Origin of the sequence: Manganibacter manganicus (genome assembly GCF_002075885.1) — a bacterium.
GTDB classification, from domain to species: Bacteria; Pseudomonadota; Alphaproteobacteria; order Rhizobiales; family Rhizobiaceae; genus Mesorhizobium; species Mesorhizobium manganicum.
Map to the genome: position 1 here is coordinate 46,939 of NZ_MDET01000059.1, position 18,962 is coordinate 65,900.

At 59.7% G+C, this 18,962-nt stretch carries 23 protein-coding genes; 16 read left to right on the forward strand and 7 right to left on the reverse strand.

The genetic code is table 11. The annotated features are described in order from the left end of the window. Nucleotides 1-70 precede the first annotated feature (70 nt). From BFN67_RS22345 to BFN67_RS22360, 4 genes are read right to left on the reverse strand one after another with little or no spacing between them, the layout of a single operon-like run. Nucleotides 71-556, reverse strand: coding sequence for a hypothetical protein (locus tag BFN67_RS22345; protein ID WP_080921670.1), 486 nt, complete (start codon nucleotides 554-556; stop codon nucleotides 71-73). Between the two features lie 21 nt (nucleotides 557-577). Further along, nucleotides 578-1,273: a thermonuclease family protein gene (locus BFN67_RS22350; RefSeq protein ID WP_080921671.1), complete on the reverse strand. Its 696-nt coding sequence runs from the start codon at nucleotides 1,271-1,273 to the stop codon at nucleotides 578-580. Continuing rightward, entirely contained in the window at nucleotides 1,270-1,812 is a 543-nt protein-coding gene (locus tag BFN67_RS22355) for a thermonuclease family protein (protein ID WP_080921672.1), read from the reverse strand. The genes BFN67_RS22350 and BFN67_RS22355 overlap by 4 nt, the downstream gene beginning before the upstream one ends. Then, complete coding sequence (locus tag BFN67_RS22360; protein WP_080921777.1) at nucleotides 1,809-2,387, reverse strand: hypothetical protein; 579 nt, start codon at nucleotides 2,385-2,387, stop codon at nucleotides 1,809-1,811. The genes BFN67_RS22355 and BFN67_RS22360 overlap by 4 nt, the downstream gene beginning before the upstream one ends. 170 nt (nucleotides 2,388-2,557) lie before the next feature. Here BFN67_RS22360 and BFN67_RS22365 point away from each other — a divergent pair, with 170 nt between their 5' ends. The 13 genes from BFN67_RS22365 to BFN67_RS22425 are packed head-to-tail and all read left to right on the forward strand — an operon-like array spanning nucleotide 2,558 to nucleotide 15,342. Then, nucleotides 2,558-3,439 carry a lytic transglycosylase domain-containing protein gene (locus BFN67_RS22365; protein ID WP_245295374.1) on the forward strand — a complete coding sequence of 294 codons (882 nt, stop codon included), beginning with the start codon at nucleotides 2,558-2,560 and terminating at the stop codon, nucleotides 3,437-3,439. Nucleotides 3,440-3,451: 12 nt separating this feature from the next. Next, the gene (locus tag BFN67_RS22370) at nucleotides 3,452-3,787 is read left to right on the forward strand and encodes a TrbC/VirB2 family type IV secretion system protein (RefSeq protein WP_080921673.1); all 336 of its coding nucleotides are present in this window, start codon (nucleotides 3,452-3,454) and stop codon (nucleotides 3,785-3,787) included. Between the two features lie 3 nt (nucleotides 3,788-3,790). Continuing rightward, the gene (locus BFN67_RS22375; protein WP_080921674.1) at nucleotides 3,791-4,090 is read left to right on the forward strand and encodes a VirB3 family type IV secretion system protein; all 300 of its coding nucleotides are present in this window, start codon (nucleotides 3,791-3,793) and stop codon (nucleotides 4,088-4,090) included. A gap of 2 nt (nucleotides 4,091-4,092) precedes the next feature. Further along, complete coding sequence (locus BFN67_RS22380) at nucleotides 4,093-6,507, forward strand: VirB4 family type IV secretion/conjugal transfer ATPase (RefSeq protein WP_080921779.1); 2,415 nt, start codon at nucleotides 4,093-4,095, stop codon at nucleotides 6,505-6,507. Beyond that, complete coding sequence (locus BFN67_RS22385; RefSeq protein ID WP_080921675.1) at nucleotides 6,504-7,568, forward strand: lytic transglycosylase domain-containing protein; 1,065 nt, start codon at nucleotides 6,504-6,506, stop codon at nucleotides 7,566-7,568. The genes BFN67_RS22380 and BFN67_RS22385 overlap by 4 nt, the downstream gene beginning before the upstream one ends. Nucleotides 7,569-7,579: 11 nt before the next feature. Continuing rightward, the gene (locus BFN67_RS22390) at nucleotides 7,580-8,278 is read left to right on the forward strand and encodes a type IV secretion system protein (RefSeq protein WP_080921780.1); all 699 of its coding nucleotides are present in this window, start codon (nucleotides 7,580-7,582) and stop codon (nucleotides 8,276-8,278) included. Next, nucleotides 8,275-8,499 carry a hypothetical protein gene (locus BFN67_RS22395; protein WP_080921676.1) on the forward strand — a complete coding sequence of 75 codons (225 nt, stop codon included), beginning with the start codon at nucleotides 8,275-8,277 and terminating at the stop codon, nucleotides 8,497-8,499. The genes BFN67_RS22390 and BFN67_RS22395 overlap by 4 nt, the downstream gene beginning before the upstream one ends. A 9-nt stretch (nucleotides 8,500-8,508) precedes the next feature. Then, on the forward strand, nucleotides 8,509-9,519 hold the full coding sequence (locus BFN67_RS22400) for a TrbL/VirB6 family protein (protein WP_080921677.1): 1,011 nt from the start codon (nucleotides 8,509-8,511) through the stop codon (nucleotides 9,517-9,519). A gap of 44 nt (nucleotides 9,520-9,563) precedes the next feature. Further along, on the forward strand, nucleotides 9,564-10,259 hold the full coding sequence (locus BFN67_RS22405; protein ID WP_080921678.1) for a VirB8 family type IV secretion system protein: 696 nt from the start codon (nucleotides 9,564-9,566) through the stop codon (nucleotides 10,257-10,259). Next, entirely contained in the window at nucleotides 10,256-11,065 is an 810-nt protein-coding gene (gene virB9, locus BFN67_RS22410) for a P-type conjugative transfer protein VirB9 (RefSeq protein ID WP_080921679.1), read from the forward strand. The genes BFN67_RS22405 and virB9 overlap by 4 nt, the downstream gene beginning before the upstream one ends. Beyond that, nucleotides 11,065-12,285, forward strand: coding sequence for a type IV secretion system protein VirB10 (gene virB10 / locus BFN67_RS22415; protein WP_080921680.1), 1,221 nt, complete (start codon nucleotides 11,065-11,067; stop codon nucleotides 12,283-12,285). Before virB9 ends, virB10 begins: the two co-directional genes overlap by 1 nt. Further along, nucleotides 12,266-13,297: a P-type DNA transfer ATPase VirB11 gene (gene virB11 / locus BFN67_RS22420; RefSeq protein ID WP_080921681.1), complete on the forward strand. Its 1,032-nt coding sequence runs from the start codon at nucleotides 12,266-12,268 to the stop codon at nucleotides 13,295-13,297. The genes virB10 and virB11 overlap by 20 nt, the downstream gene beginning before the upstream one ends. After that, the gene (locus BFN67_RS22425; RefSeq protein WP_080921682.1) at nucleotides 13,294-15,342 is read left to right on the forward strand and encodes a type IV secretory system conjugative DNA transfer family protein; all 2,049 of its coding nucleotides are present in this window, start codon (nucleotides 13,294-13,296) and stop codon (nucleotides 15,340-15,342) included. Before virB11 ends, BFN67_RS22425 begins: the two co-directional genes overlap by 4 nt. A gap of 12 nt (nucleotides 15,343-15,354) precedes the next feature. On the opposite strand, the gene BFN67_RS24420 is transcribed toward BFN67_RS22425, so the two are convergent. Further along, entirely contained in the window at nucleotides 15,355-15,606 is a 252-nt protein-coding gene (locus tag BFN67_RS24420) for a hypothetical protein (protein ID WP_158083554.1), read from the reverse strand. A gap of 44 nt (nucleotides 15,607-15,650) precedes the next feature. Between BFN67_RS24420 and BFN67_RS22435 the strand changes: the two genes are divergently transcribed. Further along, on the forward strand, nucleotides 15,651-15,911 hold the full coding sequence (locus BFN67_RS22435; RefSeq protein WP_245295385.1) for a type II toxin-antitoxin system Phd/YefM family antitoxin: 261 nt from the start codon (nucleotides 15,651-15,653) through the stop codon (nucleotides 15,909-15,911). Nucleotides 15,912-16,404: 493 nt separating this feature from the next. Here BFN67_RS22435 and BFN67_RS22445 read toward each other — a convergent pair whose 3' ends face one another. Next, the gene (locus BFN67_RS22445; RefSeq protein WP_080921686.1) at nucleotides 16,405-17,658 is read right to left on the reverse strand and encodes an ATP-binding protein; all 1,254 of its coding nucleotides are present in this window, start codon (nucleotides 17,656-17,658) and stop codon (nucleotides 16,405-16,407) included. A gap of 310 nt (nucleotides 17,659-17,968) precedes the next feature. Between BFN67_RS22445 and BFN67_RS22450 the strand changes: the two genes are divergently transcribed. Further along, a complete protein-coding gene (locus BFN67_RS22450; RefSeq protein ID WP_245295375.1) occupies nucleotides 17,969-18,205 on the forward strand; it encodes a helix-turn-helix domain-containing protein in 237 nt (78 codons plus the stop codon). Beyond that, nucleotides 18,129-18,548, forward strand: coding sequence for a helix-turn-helix domain-containing protein (locus BFN67_RS24425; protein WP_280951353.1), 420 nt, complete (start codon nucleotides 18,129-18,131; stop codon nucleotides 18,546-18,548). Before BFN67_RS22450 ends, BFN67_RS24425 begins: the two co-directional genes overlap by 77 nt. Before the next feature lie 195 nt (nucleotides 18,549-18,743). Here BFN67_RS24425 and BFN67_RS22460 read toward each other — a convergent pair whose 3' ends face one another. After that, nucleotides 18,744-18,962, reverse strand: a complete 219-nt coding sequence (locus BFN67_RS22460) for a hypothetical protein (protein ID WP_080921689.1) — start codon at nucleotides 18,960-18,962, stop codon at nucleotides 18,744-18,746.

Consider the following 18,962-nt stretch of genomic DNA (forward strand, 5'->3'; position numbering starts at 1 on the left):
ATCGCTGCCTGCGCGTCTTCTGGATAACGGTCAGCGCCATCGAGCAGAACGAGAAGTTCGCTATCAGATATTATTTCCTCAGGTTGAACCAGTGTCGCGTGACATTGCCGTCATCATGGCGAATGTCGAAGTAGTGTGGGTCTTCGCGCATAGGGCGGGGCATGGTGACGGTCTCCTCGCAACCGTCTCGACCGCCAAAACCATTCGGGCAGCTATTGTGAACCTGCACACAGAGATCGCCCTGGCCAGCACCATGATCCTGGTTGCTGGACCCAACGCTCCATCCGGCAGGACATTCCTCATAGGCTTCATAGCCAGGCCTGCCGGTTCCCGCTTCGGGGCACGTGGGCCACGAAAAGCCCCATTTGCCCATTGCCGAGATCAGTCGATGCATCGGAGGGTGGCACGCGGGCACGCCACGCCACGCCGGGTTAGAGGATGAAGCGCACAGAAGCACCTCACATCCCCATTCGCTCGCTTCGGCGCGATCGGCAAACGAAACCCACGCCGCCGTGCACAGGGTTGCGGCAATCGAGGTTAGCTTGACAAATTTCATGAGGCGGCTCCTTCGATCAGCCTATCGATCTGTTCGTTTGGGACGCTTGCGCGCGTCCTCAAACGGTGGCGATATCTCGCTTTCACGTTCGGCAAGCAGGTTGAAATCCGCGATCGGACGTCGGGACAGCGTCTGGTCGATAGCCTTGGCCCGCCATTCAGGCATGTCGAGCACGTAGGTCGCCCATATCCCGTGCCGGGCCGACATGGCGTAATTCTGCCAGGTGAAATACTCGGAAGGCGCCGGCGAGTTCGCCCGAGCCCAGCCAACCCGCAACATCTCCAGTGCGAGATCGCGGCCACGCACGGTGCAACGGCCGAGGAGGGCGCCTTCAGCGTCGCGAGCCTGAACGATGCAACGCACCTGTGCGTTGCCAATAGTGCGCTTCAGCCACGCCTTCGCCAGAGGACCACACGGTACCGGCTTCGGAACCGTGGTTTGGCCGTGGCGGCGCGGATCGTAGGACCATTGCGGAAGTTCACAAGCGTCTATCGAGGCAAGCCGTACCTTGTGCCCGCCCTTTGGGAACCACAGTGTCCGGCCATCGATGACGGAGGTTCGGCCAAAGATTTTTGTTGTGGGGCTCGTGTAGGGAATTGCTTTCGTTTCAATAGGGGAGCGTTCTTGTTCGCGGAGGGCGTCTGCGGTGTGGGCCGGATAGGGCAGGGTGGTTATCATCAATGCGACCAAGGTCGATCTGACGGTAGTCGGCGTCATGGCGAGATTTTCCTACTGCTCGCGCTTTGACCAAGCAGAATGGCGGGATGCTGGACATCGTCAAATTGCCAGAGACCGACCTTCTTTTCTCGGGCGGCCTGCTCTATCACCGCATAGGCCGCATGGTAGGGCAGACCGCGAGCGTCGAGAGAGGCGAAGGCGAAACCTGAGGAGATCATCAGATTGGCGAGATCCATCCGGTCAGCGCCGATTGTGGCATAGCACGACACGAAGACAGTTCCTGCGGAACGTGCGACCTGCGCACACAAAGGCGCCGTGTCCGAAATGTAGGCCGCGAACACCACCAGGGATGCCTCACCGCAGTCGCGACGAGCACCGGCTGTGTCAGTGTAGAGAGTTTCGCGCAGACAGGCCTGTACGCCGAAGAGGCGGAAATGTCGGTCGCCCTCGTACCAACTGTCGCCGCTTTCGAGCGTCACGCCCGGTTTCAACTCGAAGTAACCCTCCGGCGGTGCAGCCATTACCGGCATCGAACCGAATGTCAGCGCCAAGAGAAGGAGAAGGGCAGGGAACTTCATTGCCCCGCAATCCTTGGATCGGCCCACATGCCGTAGCCACGCCGGCCAATATCCTCGGCTTCCTTCAAGTCAGTTCTTGCGGGCGTCCCATCCGGCCGCTTTGCTATGCGGTGGCTGCCAAGCGAAACCAGTTGCTCCTCGAACATGTCGACGGAGTCCAGACTACCCGGATAGTTGTAATAGCCGTAACAGGTCGCATCTTGAGTCTGCGCTCCGATCTCACTGACGAAGGCTCGGCAGTAGATCACGCGCGGGGACTGGAGCAACGTCGCCAGTCCCTGTCGGGCATAGTCATCACAGGACCCGGCATAATCCTCCTTGCGGTTGACCATGTCGCCTTGGCACGTCTCAATTCCGTACAGGTGCACCGTCAGATTGGCGTCCACCCGGACGTCGGTGGCCGAGACCGCCTTGAACCCTGAAGCGGACGCATAGCCCTTGCGCTCCGACACTTTCCCCTGGCCGTCATAGTACTCCATGACCAGCACTGTCTTCCCGGGCGCCGCCAGCGAACGGATATAGGCATCGTCCACCGGCCCGGCCGCATAGGCCGGCAGGCACGCGCTGATCGCCATCAGGCAACCGGCTGCTTGTCTCATCCGCAGTCGCCTCCAGGTTGTCATCTTGCACGACATTGGCCTGTCTCCTTCCATTTTGCAAGAAATAACACAATCAATTTGACATTGTTTTTTCTCTCACCTAACCATTCCAACATCCATCATTGCAAGGCTTTGGATGCGGGAACATGGCGACGCAAACTACATCACCTTCAATCGCGCCGCTTGTTGCGGTGACAATTCTCACGAGTATGTGCGTGGCGCTGCCGGGAGAAACCCGCGCGGCCGAGCAGTCGGCGCAATCGGTCGTTAATCCGATGTATGTGGGTGAATCCTATCGGTCACATAGCGAATTGCGGTCCGCAGACGCTGTCGCCGAGGAACGCTGGGCACGGTCGCAAGACGACTACGTTCTGGGAGAGGGAGGCCAGATTGTTCCCCAGGAGAAGGTGCCCGAGGTCATCGAGCCGGCGGCGGCCAACGCGTACAGGTTTGATGAAACCCATAACCAATTTGATAGTGTTCTCCAGCAGGCAACAGTGGAGTGTGGACCTTCGCCGGCGACGCCAGCGGAGATCACCCGTCTCGTTATCGACGCGGCGCAACGACACAAGGTTGACGCCAGCTTTGCTGTCGCGATCATGACGGCCGAAAGCCGACTTGATCGGCTGCGCAATTCCCCCAAGGGCGCGCGGGGACCGATGCAGCTCATGCCAGAAACGGCGGAGCGATTCGACGTAGCCGATATCTGCGATCCACAAGAAAACATCGATGGCGGCGTCCGCTACCTGCGCGAACTGACCGACGAATTCCGCAACCCGTTACTGGTCGCCGCAGCCTACAACGCCGGTGAGGGACGTGTGCGAGAGCATGGCGGCATTCCACCGTTCAAGGAAACTGTCGGCTATGTCGCCGAGATCCTCAATATTCAGATGGGTCTTGATGGGAGTGGCCCGGGAGCACGCGAACGGCGTGGTGCGGCCGCAGACACTGCCCTTCCTTCCAATGCCAGCGGGATCATCACGTCGCGCGAGCGGGGTCAATGGCTCGGCGGCGTCATGCATTTCTAGCCGGAGGTCACCATGAACGAAGTTTCTCACTCACCCGTCGCACGACCCGTAACGCAGCCCGTTGCCTTCTGTGGGTTCCTGTTCATCTGGCTCGTTCTCGCAGAACCCGCCTTCGCGCAATCAGGTGGCGCGTTCGCGCCACTGGAAACGGCCGTCCAGATGATCGTGGACTTCATCACCGGCCCGTTCGGACGCCTGCTCGCCATCATCGCTGTGATCGCGCTCGGCTTCCTCGCCTTCGCCGGACGTCTTTCCTGGTTCACCGCGGGCGCCGTTGTCCTCGGTATAGGTCTCGTCTTCGGAGCGCCGGCCATCGTCGACCAGATGATCGCGGCCGTGGGGAGCTGAGCCATGCTTGAGTTCACCGATGAGAAGCCACAGTTGACGCCGCTGGTGATCGGCCTGACCCGACCTCCGATGATGTGGGGCATTCCGCTCAACGCCTTCTACATCATCGTCGGTTTTACGCTGATCGCCTTCCTGGTGAGCACGAGTTTCTGGTCGGCGTTGATCGCACCGCTGATCTATCTTGCCCTCTTCGCCTTCTGCAGCCGCGACATCCGGATCCTCGATCTCGCCCAGATCGTTGGTCGCCGCACGCCGCGGACGCCGAACCGTCTGTTCTGGCGCACCAATTCCTACGGGCCATGACCATGCTGAACGTCGTCGTCGAAGAGCTGGGATTCGGACGTGAGCGTCGGCGTGATCGGCCGATGTCGACCCACATTCCCTATCTGCGCCATGTCACCGACACGATCATCGGGCTTGAGAGCGGGGCGATCCTGACGGTGATCAAGCTGGATGGTCTGTTCTTCCAGACTGAAGACCAAGCCGAGCTCAACATGCGCGCCGCCGTTCAGAACACAATGATCCGTGCTCTCGGATCCAGCCGCTATTCGCTCTGGTCGACGGTGATCCGCAAAGAGATCAAGCCCTCGATCGGCGGTAGCTTCTCGGATCCGTTCTGCGATCTCCTGAACACGCGCTACATGGCGTCGCTCAGCGAGAAGCGCATGTTCACTAACGAACTCTATCTCAGCATCGTTCGCTCCGGGATGCGAGGGGCGCTCGGAGCGGCTGAAAGTTTTTCACGCCTGCTCGATCGCTCGTCTGGCAAAGAGGTCCTTGAGCAGCGCCAGAACGAACGCATCAACGAACTCGAAGAGATCGTCGGCAACATCACGCGCGAGTTGCAGAAATACGGCGCGCGGCCACTCGGCATCGTTTATCGCGAGGGCGACCCCTATTCTGAGCCTTGTGCCTTCTTCAACACGCTGCTCACCTGCGGCATCTCGCGCGATATGCGCCTGCCTCGTATGGGCATCCGTAGCTATGTCGGCACGTCGAGACTGCATTTCTCCAAGCGCACACTGCAGGCCCAAGGTCCAACCGAGACAGAGAACCGTTTCGGCGCGATGCTATCGATCAAGGAATATCCGCCTTTCTCCGGCCCAGGCATGCTCGACGGGCTCCTGCAGATGAACCACGAGTTCATCTGCACCCAGTCTTTCACCCTGGCCGACAAGCCAATCGCGCAAGAGCGTATCTCCAGGCTGCAGCGCCAGATCCACGCGTCGGATGAATCGGGCAGCACGGTCGAGACCGACATCGACTTCGCGCTTAACAGCCTGCTCAACCAGGAGGCCGTGTTCGGCTACCACCATTTCAGCCTGCTCTGCCTGTCCCGCGATCTCACCGGTCTCGACAAGGCGGTGGCTGAACTCGGTTCGTGTCTCACCGACATGAACATCAACTGGCTGCGCGAGGATCTCAACATGGAGGCCTCGTACTGGGCGCAACTGCCCGGCAACCACGCCTACATCGCCCGCTCCTGCATGCTGTCGAGCGCGAACTTCTCCGGTTTCTCGTCGCTGCACAATTTCGCGACCGGCGCGGCGACCGGCCACCATTGGGGTCTGCCAATTTCCATCCTCGAGACGACGTCGCAAACGCCGTACTGGTTCAATTTCCACCAGCGTGACATCGGCCATTTTCTGGTCACAGGACCGACGGGGTCGGGCAAGACCGTGGCGATGACGTTCCTGCTGGCACAGGCTTTCCGAATCTCGCCTGAACCACGCGCGGTGTTCTTCGACAAGGACCGCGGCGCGGAAATCTTCATCCGCGCTGTCGGTGGCGCCTACGAGGTGCTTCAGCCAGGTGTCGCGACGGGCTTCAACCCGCTGCAACTGGAAAACAACGCGACCAACCGCGAGTTCCTCCATCGCCTCCTCAAAGCCATGCTTGACCCCGCGGACGGCAGCGGTTTCTCGCAGGAAGAGGAGGACACGCTGGAGCGGGCGATCGGCCGCATTTGCCAGGAGCCTGTCGAACAGCGCACCCTTGCCAATCTGTCCGGTCTGTTGATGGGCAGGGCGCGGTCCGACGCGAACGATCTTCAGTCGCGCCTGCGCCCCTGGTTCGAAGGCGAGAAAGCCTGGCTCTTCAACGCGCCACAGGACGTCCTGTCCTTCTCCGGTCGCCGCATCTTCGGCTTTGACATGACGCATATCCTCGACAACCAGGAAGTGCGTACGCCGGCCCTCATGTACCTCTACCACCGGCTGGACGAACTCCTTACCGGTGAGCCCGTGCTCATCTTCATGGATGAAGGCTGGAAACTTCTGCAGGACCCGGTCTTCTCCAACTACATTGTCGACAAGATGAAGACGATCCGAAAGCTCAACGGGATCGTCGGATTCGGCACGCAGTCCGCAGCCGACATTGCGCGTGCGCCACAGTCGCACACGCTGATCGAGCAGTCCGCAACCAATCTGCATTTCCCGAACCCGCGTGCGGACGAGGAAAGCTACATCCGGCGTTTCGGCCTGACCGCCAAGGAATACTCATTCATTCGCAACACCCCGCCGGAGCGGCGGACATTTTTGATCAAGCACGGCAACGACTCCGTTATCGCCAAGCTCGATCTGTCCTCCATGCCGGATCTCGTGCGCGTGATGTCCGGCCGCAAGGAGACGATCGAGCAGTGTGCCGCGCTGCGTACGCAGCTTGGCGACGATCCGGCGAAGTGGCTACCCGTGTTCTGCGGCTGGGAGGTTGCAGCATGATCCGGCGTCTTTCCTTGCTTGTGGCCTTCGCCGCGTCACCGGCCCTTGCCGATATCCCGACCATCGACAGGACGGTGCTCGATGAGCGCGAGGATCGCGACGAGAAAACCGGCGAGATCGAGAAGGTCGACGAGGAGCGCTACGTCAACACTCAGAGCGTCACCTGCTCGATGTACCGGCCCGGCCGAAGGGAGGATCCCGTCGGCGCGGCGAACGCAGATCCAGCTATCGCCGGCCTGGTTCGCCGGATCGCGCGCGAGGAGGGGATCGACGAAAACCAGTTTCTCGCACTCGTCTACCAGGAGAGCCGCTTTAATCCGTGCGCCAAGTCTTCGGCAGGAGCGATCGGCCTCGCGCAACTGATGCCCGGCACCGCTGGCGACCTGGGCGTCGATCCCTACAATATCGAACAGAACCTTCGCGGCGGGGCGCGCTACTACAAGCAACAATTGCGTCGCTACAACGGCAATGTCTCGCTGGCGCTTGCCGCCTACAATGCCGGCCACGGCAATGTCCAGAAATATGGCGGCATCCCGCCATTCAAGGAAACGCAGGGCTATGTCGCCAGCATAACGCAAAAGTGGCTTCCGGCCTTTGGCGGTTCCGACAAGTCCGGCATTCCCCTCAACTATGGCGGTGGTGGCGCCTATGAGAGCGCCCGAACCAGCACCATGAACGCGATGAGCCTAACCTCGGCGATCGGGGAGGGATCTGGCGATGTTATGTCCTGGCTCATGCAACTCGGTGGTCTGGGGTCCGGCACGATCCAGGACAGCTGGGATCACAATTCCGGTGCGCGCAATGCCAACATCGAATTGATGAACCGCCTGATCCAGCTAAGCACGGCGTTCGCCGATCTCACCAATTCCAGCAATGCGATCACCCTTGGAGAGATATCCGGAGCGAACCGCTCGACCCTATACGAAGAAAACGGAGCCGATGATGATCGGCCGGTCGCCGGCTTCTGCGGCGGACGAGAAGGCCTCGTCTGGGACGCCAGCGCCAAGGCCTGTGTCCTGCGTATCGATACGCAGGCGAAACTGCTCCTCGAGACACAATGATGGAGGTCGACATGAAGCGTTCCCTGGCAATTCTGGCTCTGATCAGCGTAGGTATCACGCCGGTGGCGGCCGATATCCCGGTCATCGACAAGACCAACTACGCCGTGGCGCGCGACACCGCCGAAAAGACCGGCAAGATTCTCGATACCAACAAGGAAATTCTCGACACTGTCGAGCAGACCCTGAAGGCTGTCACCGGCGATCGCGGCAGTGATGCCAGCCCTCTGAAGGATATCGCGATCGGCAACGGCTTCAGTGTGTCATCGGTTCCTTCCTTCGAAAATATCCTGAAGAGCGGGATCGCCGATTTTGGGTCTCTCGACCCGAAAGTCGTCCAAGCCGCCACGCTCTTCATCAACGGGCTTCAGCTCGTGCGTTCGCTCTCCGGCAAAGAGGGCAGTTCGATTGCCAGCGACAAATCCTATGAGGAGCTCATGAAGACGGTCATGGGCGTCTCGTCGCTGATCACCGGTTCGCAGCAGGCGGTTGAAACACGCCGCTCTGCCCTTGAAAGCGCAGGCGGGGAAATCGGCAAGGCCGAAGACATCAAGGGCTCGATCGACCAGAACACGCAGCTTCAGGTTCAGACAGGTCTCACCCTCAACGAGATGATCGGTGTGCTGAACGGCGGCGTGCAATCGCTGCATGCCGAAAACCAGCGCAAGCTCACCGACATGTCGAACACAAGAAAAGCATTGCGGTACGAATGAGAAGCCGTCGATGCACCACAACCGCCATCGCACTCGTTCTGGCCGTCCTCGCCAGTGGGTGTGGCACGCCGCGCGAGAAGACCGCACCGTGCAAGCGACCGGCCAATCTCACGAGCTATGCCAGCACGGGAGACGAGTGCGGGCCGATGAAGTCGATCAATGCGGACAGCGCCGCGGCGTTGGCAGCAATCCAGGATCTGGCGTCCGGGGAAGAAGAATAGGGCAGTGCGGTGGACGATTTCATTGGGAAACTGCTGGATCGGATCGATGCTTCTGGGCAGAACTTCTCCCAAAGCGCCTACGAGGCGCTGAGCCAAGATCTCGAGCCGCTCCTTCGCCTCCTCTTCGTTCTTGCCGTCTTGTTCTACGGCGTGCAGCTCTTCCTCGGAACGTCACGTCTCAGCATCGCCGAGATCATTGGACGGCTGGTGCGTGTGCTGGTGATTCTGATTCTGGTCAGCACTTGGTCTAACTTCAACGATCTCGCCTATAACTGGCTGACCAAGGTGCCCGAGGCAGCCGGCCGCGCCATCCTTGCGGCATCGGGTACGGGTGTTACGGAGCCGACCAACGGCCTGTCGCAGATCTGGAAGACAGCCAATGTCGCCGCGGCCGCCTTTTCCGAGCAGGCCGGCTATCTTTCGGTCCTACCGGCCCTCATCGGCATGATCATCATGATTTTTGCCGGACTGTTCGTCGCAATCGCGCTCGGGATTCTCGTGCTCGCCAAGGTCGTGCTGTGGGTGTTGCTCGGCACCGCGCCAATCTTCATCGCCTGCTTCCTTTTCGATGCGACACGCAGCTATGCGATGGGGTGGCTGAACCAGTCCCTGCTCTACGCGATCATTCCCTTGTTCGTCTATGTGATCGCCGCCTTCCTGATTGCGGCGATGGAGCCGGAACTCACCGCGATCGATAGCATCTCCGGTAATCGCGAGCTGAAGCTCAGTGACTTCGCCGCTTTCATCATGCTCTGCCTTGCCGGCAGCTTTGTCCTTCTGCAGGTGCAATCTCTCGCACAAGGTATAGCTGGTGGATTGGCGACACCGGTCGGTTCACGCTCCCGGCAACTGACCGCCAGTGGCATTTTCTGGGGCCGGGCCGCCATCGGGACATCCGCCCGCCAGACGCAGGCCGCCGTCCATCGGGTCCAGGCACGACTTCATTCACCACGGCAGGACGGCGCGGGCGCCTCCATGCAACGCGCAATCGCATCCAACGGAACGCCGCGGCAGACATGACGGCAGGCTGATGTTGGACCACGAACGACAAGAAAAGAGCAGGGATGGCAGACAAGTCCGAAACCGCGCTGCGGTCCTATTTCCAGCAGGGCGATATCTGGGAGCAGGAGATCATCAAGCGCGCGAAGCGTTCGGCGCGCGTCGCTTGGTTCTTCTCGATCGTCTTTGCCGGCATTGCCCTTCTCAGCCTGCTCGCGGTGGTGCTGATGTTGCCGCTGAAGAGCTTCGAGCCCTATGTCGTCACCGTCGACCAGACGACCGGCTATATCGAGGTGAAATCTGGGCTGACGCGGCCGGCCAATCTCACCGAGCAGCAGGCGATCACCCAGGCGAACGTGGTTCGCTATATCCGCGCCCGAGAGGGTTACGACCCTTACGCCATTACCGAGAATTTCGGGATCGCGGCACTTCTGTCCGCGAACGAGGCGGCGCGCGAACTGCAAACCCTCTACAGCTCGGCGAACGCCCGAAATCCGACGCGTGTCTACGGGCGCCTCAAACGGGTTCTCGTAGATATCAAATCCGTCACCTTCCCCAATGCCAGCACCGCGATCGTCAGGTTCTCCACCAACGAGCGGAGCGACACGGAATCGATCGTCCGTCATTGGATATCTGTCGTGCGCTTTCGCTATACCGACACGCCAACGCGCAACGAGTGGCGCTTCGAGAACCCACTCGGCTTCCAGGTCTACTCCTACCGGCGCGACCAGGAGACCGTCACGCCGGGGGACGGCCGATGAGGAGCCGTGCCTTGGCAGTTGCCTTTCTCGTCATCGGGTCCTTTGGAGATGCTTATGCGGCACAGACCCCAAAAGGCGGCTCTCTCGATGCGCGTGTGACCAGCGTCACCTATCAGGAGAACAATGTCGTCCAGGTCTTTGCGACCTACGGCATCTCGACCATGATCATCTTCGACGAGGAAGAGAAGTTCGAGACGATCTCGCTCGGCGACACGGAAAGCTGGCAAGTCGTGCCGGCCGAGAAGGGCAACATCCTCTTTGTCAAGCCGATCGCCAAGGACGTGACGACGAACATGAACGTCGTCACCGACAAACGCATCTACTATCTCGAGCTCCACGATTTCGCGCCGGAAGCCAGCCGCAAGGTCTTCGGCATACGATTCCATTATCCTGAAAAGAACCTCAACGCCGCCTTGCGAAAGGAGGCCGAACAACGCGCCGCCTGGCCGAACATCTCCGGCATCGATAAGGCCAGCGTCAACATCGACTACTCGTTCTCGGGCGATGCCCGTCTCAAGCCGCACATGGTCTTCGATGACGGCAACAAGACCTTTTTCAAGTTCGATCGTCGAATGCCAGCAATCTTCGCCGTCAACTCAGATTTCTCCGAAACGCTCCGGAATTTTCGCAGGGAAGGAGAATACATCGTCGTCGACGGGACGGCCGCCCAATTCACTCTGCGAGACGGAGATCAGTGGATCTGCATTTTCAATTTGCGAAAGCCTGACTTTGGAGCACCCGATCCTGCCATTCTGGGCCCAGTCGAGGATGACCAGGCCAAACGCCGACGTCGGAGCGGCAACTGATGAAACGCTCCCCCGAACTCGAAGCCCTGGCCGACAATGACGATCCGGTCATTGCCGATACGACCGTTCGTCGCAAGCAGCTCGCCGGAGGCGCCGTTCTGATCCTGCTCGGCCTGGTGGCCGGGTATATGGTGCTCGCTGGAGGACAACCGCCAGTCCGTGACATGCTCGACGGAGACGAGGAGTTCAGCACCACGACGTTTCGTCCGCCGTCTTTCGTACGCGAGGGCGAGCCGGAACCAGAGCCGCCTGCGCCGGACGTCGTGCAGATACCGCCTCCACCACCGCCACCATCTCCGACAGAGGAGGTCGATACCACTCATTTCGAGGTTCCGCCGCCGCCCGCTCCCGGCGAAACCCCACCACCCCCGGAAGTTGCGGAGGTGCCTCAGGAGGAGTTCCCCGCGCGCTTCCGCTCGAAACTGGTCGTGGTCGACAATCCCGGCTCCGGCGGTCCCGGTAGCTTGACCGGTGGCGAAGGGGAGGGGCTCACTGTCGCGGGTGAGGATCGTAGCAGCAAGTTCCTGGCTGCTGCCTCCAGCATAGGCGACCGCAGCGCCAAGGCCAGGAAGATCGCGCGCATCGACGCGCTCGTTCCCGAAGGCACGCTGATCCCCGGCATCCTGGAGACAGCGATCGTAAGCGACCTGCCGGGGCAGGTGAGGGCAATCGTATCGCAGGATGTCTACTCTTTCGACGGCCGGCGCGTTCTAATCCCCACCGGCACCCGGCTTATCGGCGAATACCAGTCAGAAATCACACGCGGCCAGACGCGGATCTTTGTTGTCTGGACCCGAATGCTGCGTGATGACGGCGTATCGGTCCGGTTGAATTCGATTGGCGCTGACAGTCTAGGACGGGCCGGGTTAACCGGACGCGTCGACAAGAAGTTCCGCGAGCGTTTCGGCGCGGCTATTCTGCTCTCAATCGTCGGCGGCGGCGCCAGCTACCTGACAGGCTATGGCAGCCAGACGGCAACTGGCGACAACGATGATGCGCGGCGCGGGGAGGAACTTGCCCGGGAAACGCTGGCACAGACATTCTCCGACATGGCCAATCAGGCGCTCGGAGATTCCTTGCGCATTCCGCCTACCATCAGCGTGAGTCAGGGTGAGCGCATCTTCGTCTTCGTTCGCCAGGACCTCGACTTCTCCGCCATATACGAGAATCCCGTCGCCGAAGCACTGAGGGAGATACGTCATGAACGCGGCCTCCCCTGAGTTTGCCTCCGACAACCGTCACTACTTCTTATATCGCGCGCTCGCCCCGCTGAAAGCATTCCTTGACGAACACGATGTCGTCGAAATCTCGGTCAATCGGCCAGGTCAGGTCTATGTCGAGCGCCTCGGCTCCGCTCGCATGGAATTTCATGAGGTTCCGGAGCTAACAACAGCCGAAATTGTCAACATCGGCGAGCGCGTGGCGGCCAGTACCAATCAGTTTGTCAGCCCGGCCAATCCGCTCCTCAGCGCCGCTTTGCCTACCGGCGAGCGTATCCAGGTCATTCTGCCGCCCGCAGCCCCTGAAGGCGGCACTCTGTCAATCCGCAAGCAGGTCATCAGCAATTTTTCGCTCGAAGACTATCGCGACCACGGGTCACTCGACCAGGTGAGCGTGGCTGTCGGCGGGCTCAACGAGACCGAGCAAGCCTTGATCGACCAGCTCTCAGCCAGGGACATCTACGGCTTCATCCGCACGGCAATCGTCAACCGTGTTTCGATCCTGATCAGTGGCGGCACTTCCAGCGGCAAGACGACTTTTCTCAACGCCTGCCTCAAGACCGTTGACCCGCATGAGCGCATCATCACACTTGAAGACACGCGTGAACTGTTTCCGTCGCAGAAGAACGCGGTACACCTGCTTGCGTCCCGCGGTGACCAGGGAACAGCGAACGTGACCATCCAGTCCCTGCTGGAGGCCTCGCTGCGCATGCGTCCGGACCGGCTCTTCGTCGGCGAGGTGAGGGGATCGGAGGCCTTCGCCTTCCTGCGTGCGATCAACACAGGGCATCCAGGCTCCATGTCGACGGTTCATGCTGACACGCCGCTTGGCGCCTACGAGCAACTTGCCATGATGGTCATGCAGTCCGGCCTGTCGGCCGCCTATCCGAAGGCTGACCTGATCTCCTATATCCAGAGCGTCATCCCGATCGTCATCCAGCTGCGCAGGGAAGGGGGCCGGCGCGGCGTCTCGCAGATTTTCTTCGCGCGCGAACGAATGAACGCGCCATGACAGGCTCGCTCCGCGTCTTCTATATCGGCTTTTGCCTGACCGTCGCTTTCGCCGTCTGGCTTCTGGCCTATGGCCTGGGGCTTCAGATGATATACGGCGATGGCCGGATTCTGCAGGCCACGATCACCACAAATCCGTTCGCACCATTTCAGCAGCTTGTTGCCTATGGTGACAGCCAAGTCCTGCGCATCGTAGCGATCGGGGCCCTTCTTCCTGCTGCCCTTGTAGCCGTCATTGTCGCCTATGTCGGCCTTCGTCCGAATTCTAGCCCCCTCGGCGACGCCCGCTTCCAGACCGTGATGTCGCTACGGCGCGATGGATGGTTCAGAAAGAAAGGTAAAATTCTGGGCCGTTTCGGGAGGCAGATTCTTCGCGTTAATGACGAGCGGCATCACCTCATCATCGGCCCGACACGCTCGGGGAAGGGGGCCTGCTACGTTGTGCCCAACGCGCTTTCTCATGAAGGCTCGATGATCGTCACCGACCTCAAGGGGGAGATCTTCCGGAGCACCGCCGGCTATCGCAAATCCAGGGGTAGCCAGGTCTTCCTGTTCGCGCCGGGATCGGAGAGAACGCATCGCTACAATCCGCTCGACTTCATTCGACCCGATCGCGGCGACCGCACCACCGACATCCAGAACATGGCCGCAATCCTCGTCCCGGAAGCCACAGAGTCCGAGAATTCGATCTGGCAAGCCACCGCCCAGCAGGTCATCGCCGGCGCAATCAGCTATATCAACGAAAGTGTCTTCTACGAGGGACATCGCAATCTCGGCGAGGTCACATCCTTCTTCAACAGCGGCGCAAACCTGCAGGCGATGATGAAGCTCATCAAGGAGCGCGAACCCTACCTGTCACGCTTCACTATAGAGAGCTTCAACGCCTATATTGCGCTCTCCGAGCGGGCCGCAGCATCGGCGCTGCTCGACATCCAGAAGGCCATTCGTCCATTCCGCAATGAACGGGTCGTCGCAGCAACATCAGTGACAGATATGGACCTGCGCGCCTTGAAGCGCAGGGCGATTTCGATCTACCTCGCTCCCAACGTCACCGACATCACGCTGCTGCGGCCGCTGCTCGCGCTCTTCGTGCAGCAGACCCTCGACACGCTGATGCTCGAGCACACGAAGCGCTCGTTGCCTGTTTACTTCCTGCTCGACGAATTCCGGCAGTTGAAGAAGATGAACGAGATCACGACCAAACTGCCCTATGTGGCTGGCTACAATATCAAAATGGCCTTCGTGATCCAGGACCTGAAGAACCTGGACGAAATCTACGGCGAGACATCCCGTCACTCATTGATGGGCAATTGCGGCTACCAACTCGTCATGGGCGCCAATGACCAGATAACTGCGGAGTCTGTTTCCAAAGGTTTGGGCAAGCGCACCGTCCGTTACAAGACCGAATCCCGCACGATCGAACTGATGGGCCTGCACCGTCGCACCAAGGTCGAGCAGCTGCGGGAGCGCGATCTGATGATGCCGCAGGAGGTGCGGCAGATGCCGGAAGACAAGATGGTCATCATGGCCGAAGGACAGGGGCCGATCTTCGCAGACAAGCTGCGTTTTTTCCAAACCCCCCCGTTTCGGGAGATGGAAAGGTTCTCGCAAGTTAATCTGCCGGACGTACCGACAACGGAATACCTGCCGCAACGAGCCGTGCCGGCGACCACACCCGCCTATGCCAGGGATGAAGCCGGTGCCGCCATGGCGGAGGAGCAGAAAGCCGCGTCGAAGAAAAAAGCAAAATCCTCCACCGAAAAGCAGTCGCTGACGTTAAACACGCCCTCCAGGCGGCACGAAAAGCAATCCCCGTTGCCTGTCGTTGAGTCGCCGCAACCAAAACGTGCGAGAAGCGCCGCGCCTGATGCGCTCAATGCGAACTTTGTGAAGGCCGCCCGGCGATTGAAGGCGCTCGCAAAAGCGGTACCTATGCACGGGAGCCAGCGCAGCGAGGCAAGAAGCAGCGAGGCAAGAAACTGGGAACGCGTATTCGACGAAACCATCCCTGATGAGCTGGAGATCGCTGAGGCAGAAGCCAGCTGACGGTGGGATCTATTAAAGCAGGTTGTCCTGTATTCTGCTCGGCCAGAAGAAGGGCGTCGCCGTGGCGGTCAGGAACACTTCCGGCCGGAGACGATCGTCAAAGCTGAGGGAATGGTTGGACGCGAACTGATCGCAGCGCGTTAAATCATTCCAGCTCGAGTTCTTGATAACCGGCAGATCGAGTGCGAGCCCGTTTCCAGCATTCTCAACGACCATCGACACTGGGTCTTGGGTCCGTTCGAAACTCCATCGCAAGCCCAGCATTGACATTTCGCGCAAATTACGTAAATTGCGCGAAATGATTGGAAGTGGCCATGCCCCAAGTTCGAGCAGTTCCTGCGAGCGATTTTTCGCGTAATTTTGGCAAATACCAGGACGAGGCGATCAAAGCCGGAGTGATTAACGTAACCAGCCACGGCCGTGTCGTCGGCGCCTATCTCTCAGCCACGGAGCTTGAGCATTTCGAGCGCCTCAAGCGAAGAGAACGTGAAGTTCTCAAGATCGGCGAACTTGACGATGACACGCTTGCGGCGATCGAGGCGGCTGAGTACGGCGTAGAACCAAGGTGAGGATCCCGTCTCCGAAGCCCGGCCTTGTCATTCGCTACAGCTTTTTCTGGAATTCGGAGCACGAGAGTGGTGCTGTGGAAGGTACGAAAGACCGGCCTTGCGCAATTGTCGTTGCGGTCCCTCAAGGGAAAGCTGGGCAAGTAAGCACCATCGTCGCGCCGATCACACACAGCCCGCCTGACGACGTGAATGCGTCGCTCGAAGTCCCCGCCAATGTTTGCCGTAGCCTTGGCCTCGACGGCGCTCGGCACTGGATCCGATTCGACGAGCTCAACCGGTTTACGTGGCCTGGGTATGATCTTCGGCTGAGGCCAGACGGCACCTACCACTATGGAATGTTACCACGCGGGCTCTTTGAAGAACTGCGAAATGGGATTGTAGCGGCGCAGAAAACTCGCCGGGCGCAGGTCGTATCTCGAGATGATTAACTGACCTGTCGTTCTATTTTGAAGGTATATCAATAAGTTAGTTCCATAAATCAAATTATGCGACTTTACATCGACCACAAAATCGAAAGCGGCGCCGCCTGCAATTTCTCACCGAACGGCGTCACGCGATCATGATCGTGCAGCACCAATCCACGCACGAACCGGTCGCCGACCGCTTCCTGTAGCTGCCGCAGTCCCCGGAAATCTTGCGGTCGCACAGTTGCGGAAGCCTTCACCTCAATTCCGATGACCCGGCCACGTCGATCCTCGATCACGACGTCAACTTCGTCCTGGTCCTTTGTGCGATAGTGCGAGAAGGACACGCGCCGTTCCGACCACGACGCCAGTTTCAAGAGTTCCGACACCACGAAACTCTCAAGCAATGCGCCAAACCTCGTCCGGTCCTCCCCAAGCACGTCAGCCTCATCCTCACGCATTGTTGCCAGGAGCCCGCTGTCGAGAAAGTGCAGCTTCGGCGTCTTGATGAGACGGCTCAACCGGTTGCTCGACCATGGCACCAAGGTCCTGACCAGAAACAGACGCTCGAGGATCGCGACATATTTCTGCGCTGTCACGCTCGATAAGCCGAGAGCCGCACCGAAGCTCGAATGATTGACCAACTGGCCCGAATGTTCCGCCAGGACCTCCAGCAGACGGGGTAAACGATCGAGTTGATCGATATTGGCAATATCGCGAACATCGCGATCGAGGATCTGGGCCACATAATCCTCCAGCCACGCGGAGCGCCGAGACGCTGTCGTGCGTCGCAGAACCTCCGGGTAACCTCCCCGCAGAACGAGCGCGATCAGCTCATCGCCGAATACGGTCTCTTTGCCTGCCACTGGATCTTCTCCGGCAAACAGCCGATCCAGGAGCCGTCCCGGAGTGGAGCGGATTTCGGACTGAGCAAACGGAAGCAGCGAGATCGTTGCCATTCGCCCGGCAAGCGAATCCGCGATGGCTGGCACCGTGGCAATGTTGGCCGAACCGGTTAACAGGAATCTGCCAGGCTCCTCGTTTTGGTCAACGCTTTCCTTGATCGCCAGCATCAATTCCGGCACCCGCTGGACTTCGTCGATTATGGCGCGGTCGAGTCCTCTGACGAACCCGACGGGGTCAGCACGTGCCGCGCCCAATGCGCCCGCGTCATCAAGGGTGATGTAAGGTCGATCATCACCGGATAACTGTCTGGCGAGGGTCGTCTTCCCCGCCTGACGCGGGCCAACGATTAGGACCACGCGTGTGTCGTCGAGTGCGGTCTCGACCAGAGGCCGAACTTTACGGTCGATAATGTGGCGCGGAGATGCTGAAGAAGTCATGCGACTATCTTTAACGCATATTCCGTCTGTTTTAAAGCATATGACCGTCTGATTTAAATTGCGCGACCAGGATCGGCACGAAGGCGAGCGTCGAGCTCCTGCCACCGGCCGATCCTAACCCGGTCCTGGGAGGACCGAAAGTTCTGTGCCAAACATATGTCGGCGGTTCAAGCCCGAGCCCGCCAGCCTCCGGCCGGTATGAGGACATCATATCCGGAGCGAGCTCTGGAAACTTTCTAAAACCGCTTTATACTGCGTCGCTGTTTACTGCGTATTCTGGTCCGTCTCAGCTATGAAGCTGAGGACGGTGGTGGCGCAGAACCTGCGACGGATGCGCCACATCAAGGGGATGTCGCAGGAAGAATTGGCCGCGCACGCTGGCCTGTACCGTACCTATGTCGGCCATCTGGAGCGTGAGGTCCACTCTCCCACGGTCGACATGCTGGAGAAGTTGGCGGAGATTCTGGACGTTGCCCCGACCGACTTCTTCATCGATCCGCCCCCGCCGATCCCGCCGCCGCCCCCACGCAAGCGAAAACGAGCCTGACTGTGTCGATATCATCGTTGGAGAGCGACTGCGCGCCCGCCGCCAATCGCTCGGTATGAGTCAAAGGCAGACGGGAGAGCTGATCGGCGTCAGCTACCAGCAAGTTCAGAAGTACGAGCAAGGCAAGAACCGCATTTCGTTGGCCACACTGGTGCGTGCAGCCGAGGCTATGGATGTTCCGTTGTCATTCTTTCTCGAAGGTGTCGGGCCGACGCTGCCGCAACCGGTATGGCCGGAGTTGAATCGACGCGACATTGCAATCGTGAAGGCACTATTAACGGTCCAGGATCAGAAGGTTCGTGCTGCGTTACGCATCCTTATTCGGGCGCTTGCAGAAGAATAATTCTCATTGTTCCTCATCACACGCCGGGCGATATGTTGAGCGTGTACAGGGCATTCGTGAGCTATCTCGACATTCGGCCGCGACCACACCAGAGACCGGCGCCGGCCGCATCCGATCCTCGTTCTTCCGACATCGATGGCAATGCATCCCGCATTGTCGCGAACGCAATCGAGAAGAGGCTGACAGCAATCCCGGTCAACCGAGCACAAAATCCCTGACGGGCGCCACCCAACTGTCCACAATGCGGTAGACGTCAACAAGCCAGGCTTCGAGCGCTCCAAGCTGCGGCCCAAAATAGATCAGCGGCCCGAGGATAATGAAGGCCAGGATGGCCACCGAAATAAATCCATCCGGACGATCTTCCAGACCCTCGGGCGGAGGAAGCAGATTATTTCGCCAATCGTCCTTCATCAT

What these genes read in the sequence shown, in the direction of transcription:
- BFN67_RS22345 (WP_080921670.1), bottom strand. Translation starts at nt 556, where the DNA reads ATGAAATTTGTCAAGCTAACCTCGATTGCCGCAACCCTGTGCACGGCG.
- BFN67_RS22350 (WP_080921671.1), bottom strand. Translation starts at nt 1,273, where the DNA reads ATGACGCCGACTACCGTCAGATCGACCTTGGTCGCATTGATGATAACC.
- BFN67_RS22355 (WP_080921672.1), bottom strand. Translation starts at nt 1,812, where the DNA reads ATGAAGTTCCCTGCCCTTCTCCTTCTCTTGGCGCTGACATTCGGTTCG.
- BFN67_RS22360 (WP_080921777.1), bottom strand. Translation starts at nt 2,387, where the DNA reads ATGGCGATCAGCGCGTGCCTGCCGGCCTATGCGGCCGGGCCGGTGGAC.
- BFN67_RS22365 (WP_245295374.1), top strand. Translation starts at nt 2,558, where the DNA reads ATGGCGACGCAAACTACATCACCTTCAATCGCGCCGCTTGTTGCGGTG.
- BFN67_RS22370 (WP_080921673.1), top strand. Translation starts at nt 3,452, where the DNA reads ATGAACGAAGTTTCTCACTCACCCGTCGCACGACCCGTAACGCAGCCC.
- BFN67_RS22375 (WP_080921674.1), top strand. Translation starts at nt 3,791, where the DNA reads ATGCTTGAGTTCACCGATGAGAAGCCACAGTTGACGCCGCTGGTGATC.
- BFN67_RS22380 (WP_080921779.1), top strand. Translation starts at nt 4,093, where the DNA reads ATGCTGAACGTCGTCGTCGAAGAGCTGGGATTCGGACGTGAGCGTCGG.
- BFN67_RS22385 (WP_080921675.1), top strand. Translation starts at nt 6,504, where the DNA reads ATGATCCGGCGTCTTTCCTTGCTTGTGGCCTTCGCCGCGTCACCGGCC.
- BFN67_RS22390 (WP_080921780.1), top strand. Translation starts at nt 7,580, where the DNA reads ATGAAGCGTTCCCTGGCAATTCTGGCTCTGATCAGCGTAGGTATCACG.
- BFN67_RS22395 (WP_080921676.1), top strand. Translation starts at nt 8,275, where the DNA reads ATGAGAAGCCGTCGATGCACCACAACCGCCATCGCACTCGTTCTGGCC.
- BFN67_RS22405 (WP_080921678.1), top strand. Translation starts at nt 9,564, where the DNA reads ATGGCAGACAAGTCCGAAACCGCGCTGCGGTCCTATTTCCAGCAGGGC.
- virB9 (WP_080921679.1), top strand. Translation starts at nt 10,256, where the DNA reads ATGAGGAGCCGTGCCTTGGCAGTTGCCTTTCTCGTCATCGGGTCCTTT.
- virB10 (WP_080921680.1), top strand. Translation starts at nt 11,065, where the DNA reads ATGAAACGCTCCCCCGAACTCGAAGCCCTGGCCGACAATGACGATCCG.
- virB11 (WP_080921681.1), top strand. Translation starts at nt 12,266, where the DNA reads ATGAACGCGGCCTCCCCTGAGTTTGCCTCCGACAACCGTCACTACTTC.
- BFN67_RS22425 (WP_080921682.1), top strand. Translation starts at nt 13,294, where the DNA reads ATGACAGGCTCGCTCCGCGTCTTCTATATCGGCTTTTGCCTGACCGTC.
- BFN67_RS24420 (WP_158083554.1), bottom strand. Translation starts at nt 15,606, where the DNA reads ATGCTGGGCTTGCGATGGAGTTTCGAACGGACCCAAGACCCAGTGTCG.
- BFN67_RS22445 (WP_080921686.1), bottom strand. Translation starts at nt 17,658, where the DNA reads ATGACTTCTTCAGCATCTCCGCGCCACATTATCGACCGTAAAGTTCGG.
- BFN67_RS22460 (WP_080921689.1), bottom strand. Translation starts at nt 18,962, where the DNA reads ATGATGAAGGACGATTGGCGAAATAATCTGCTTCCTCCGCCCGAGGGT.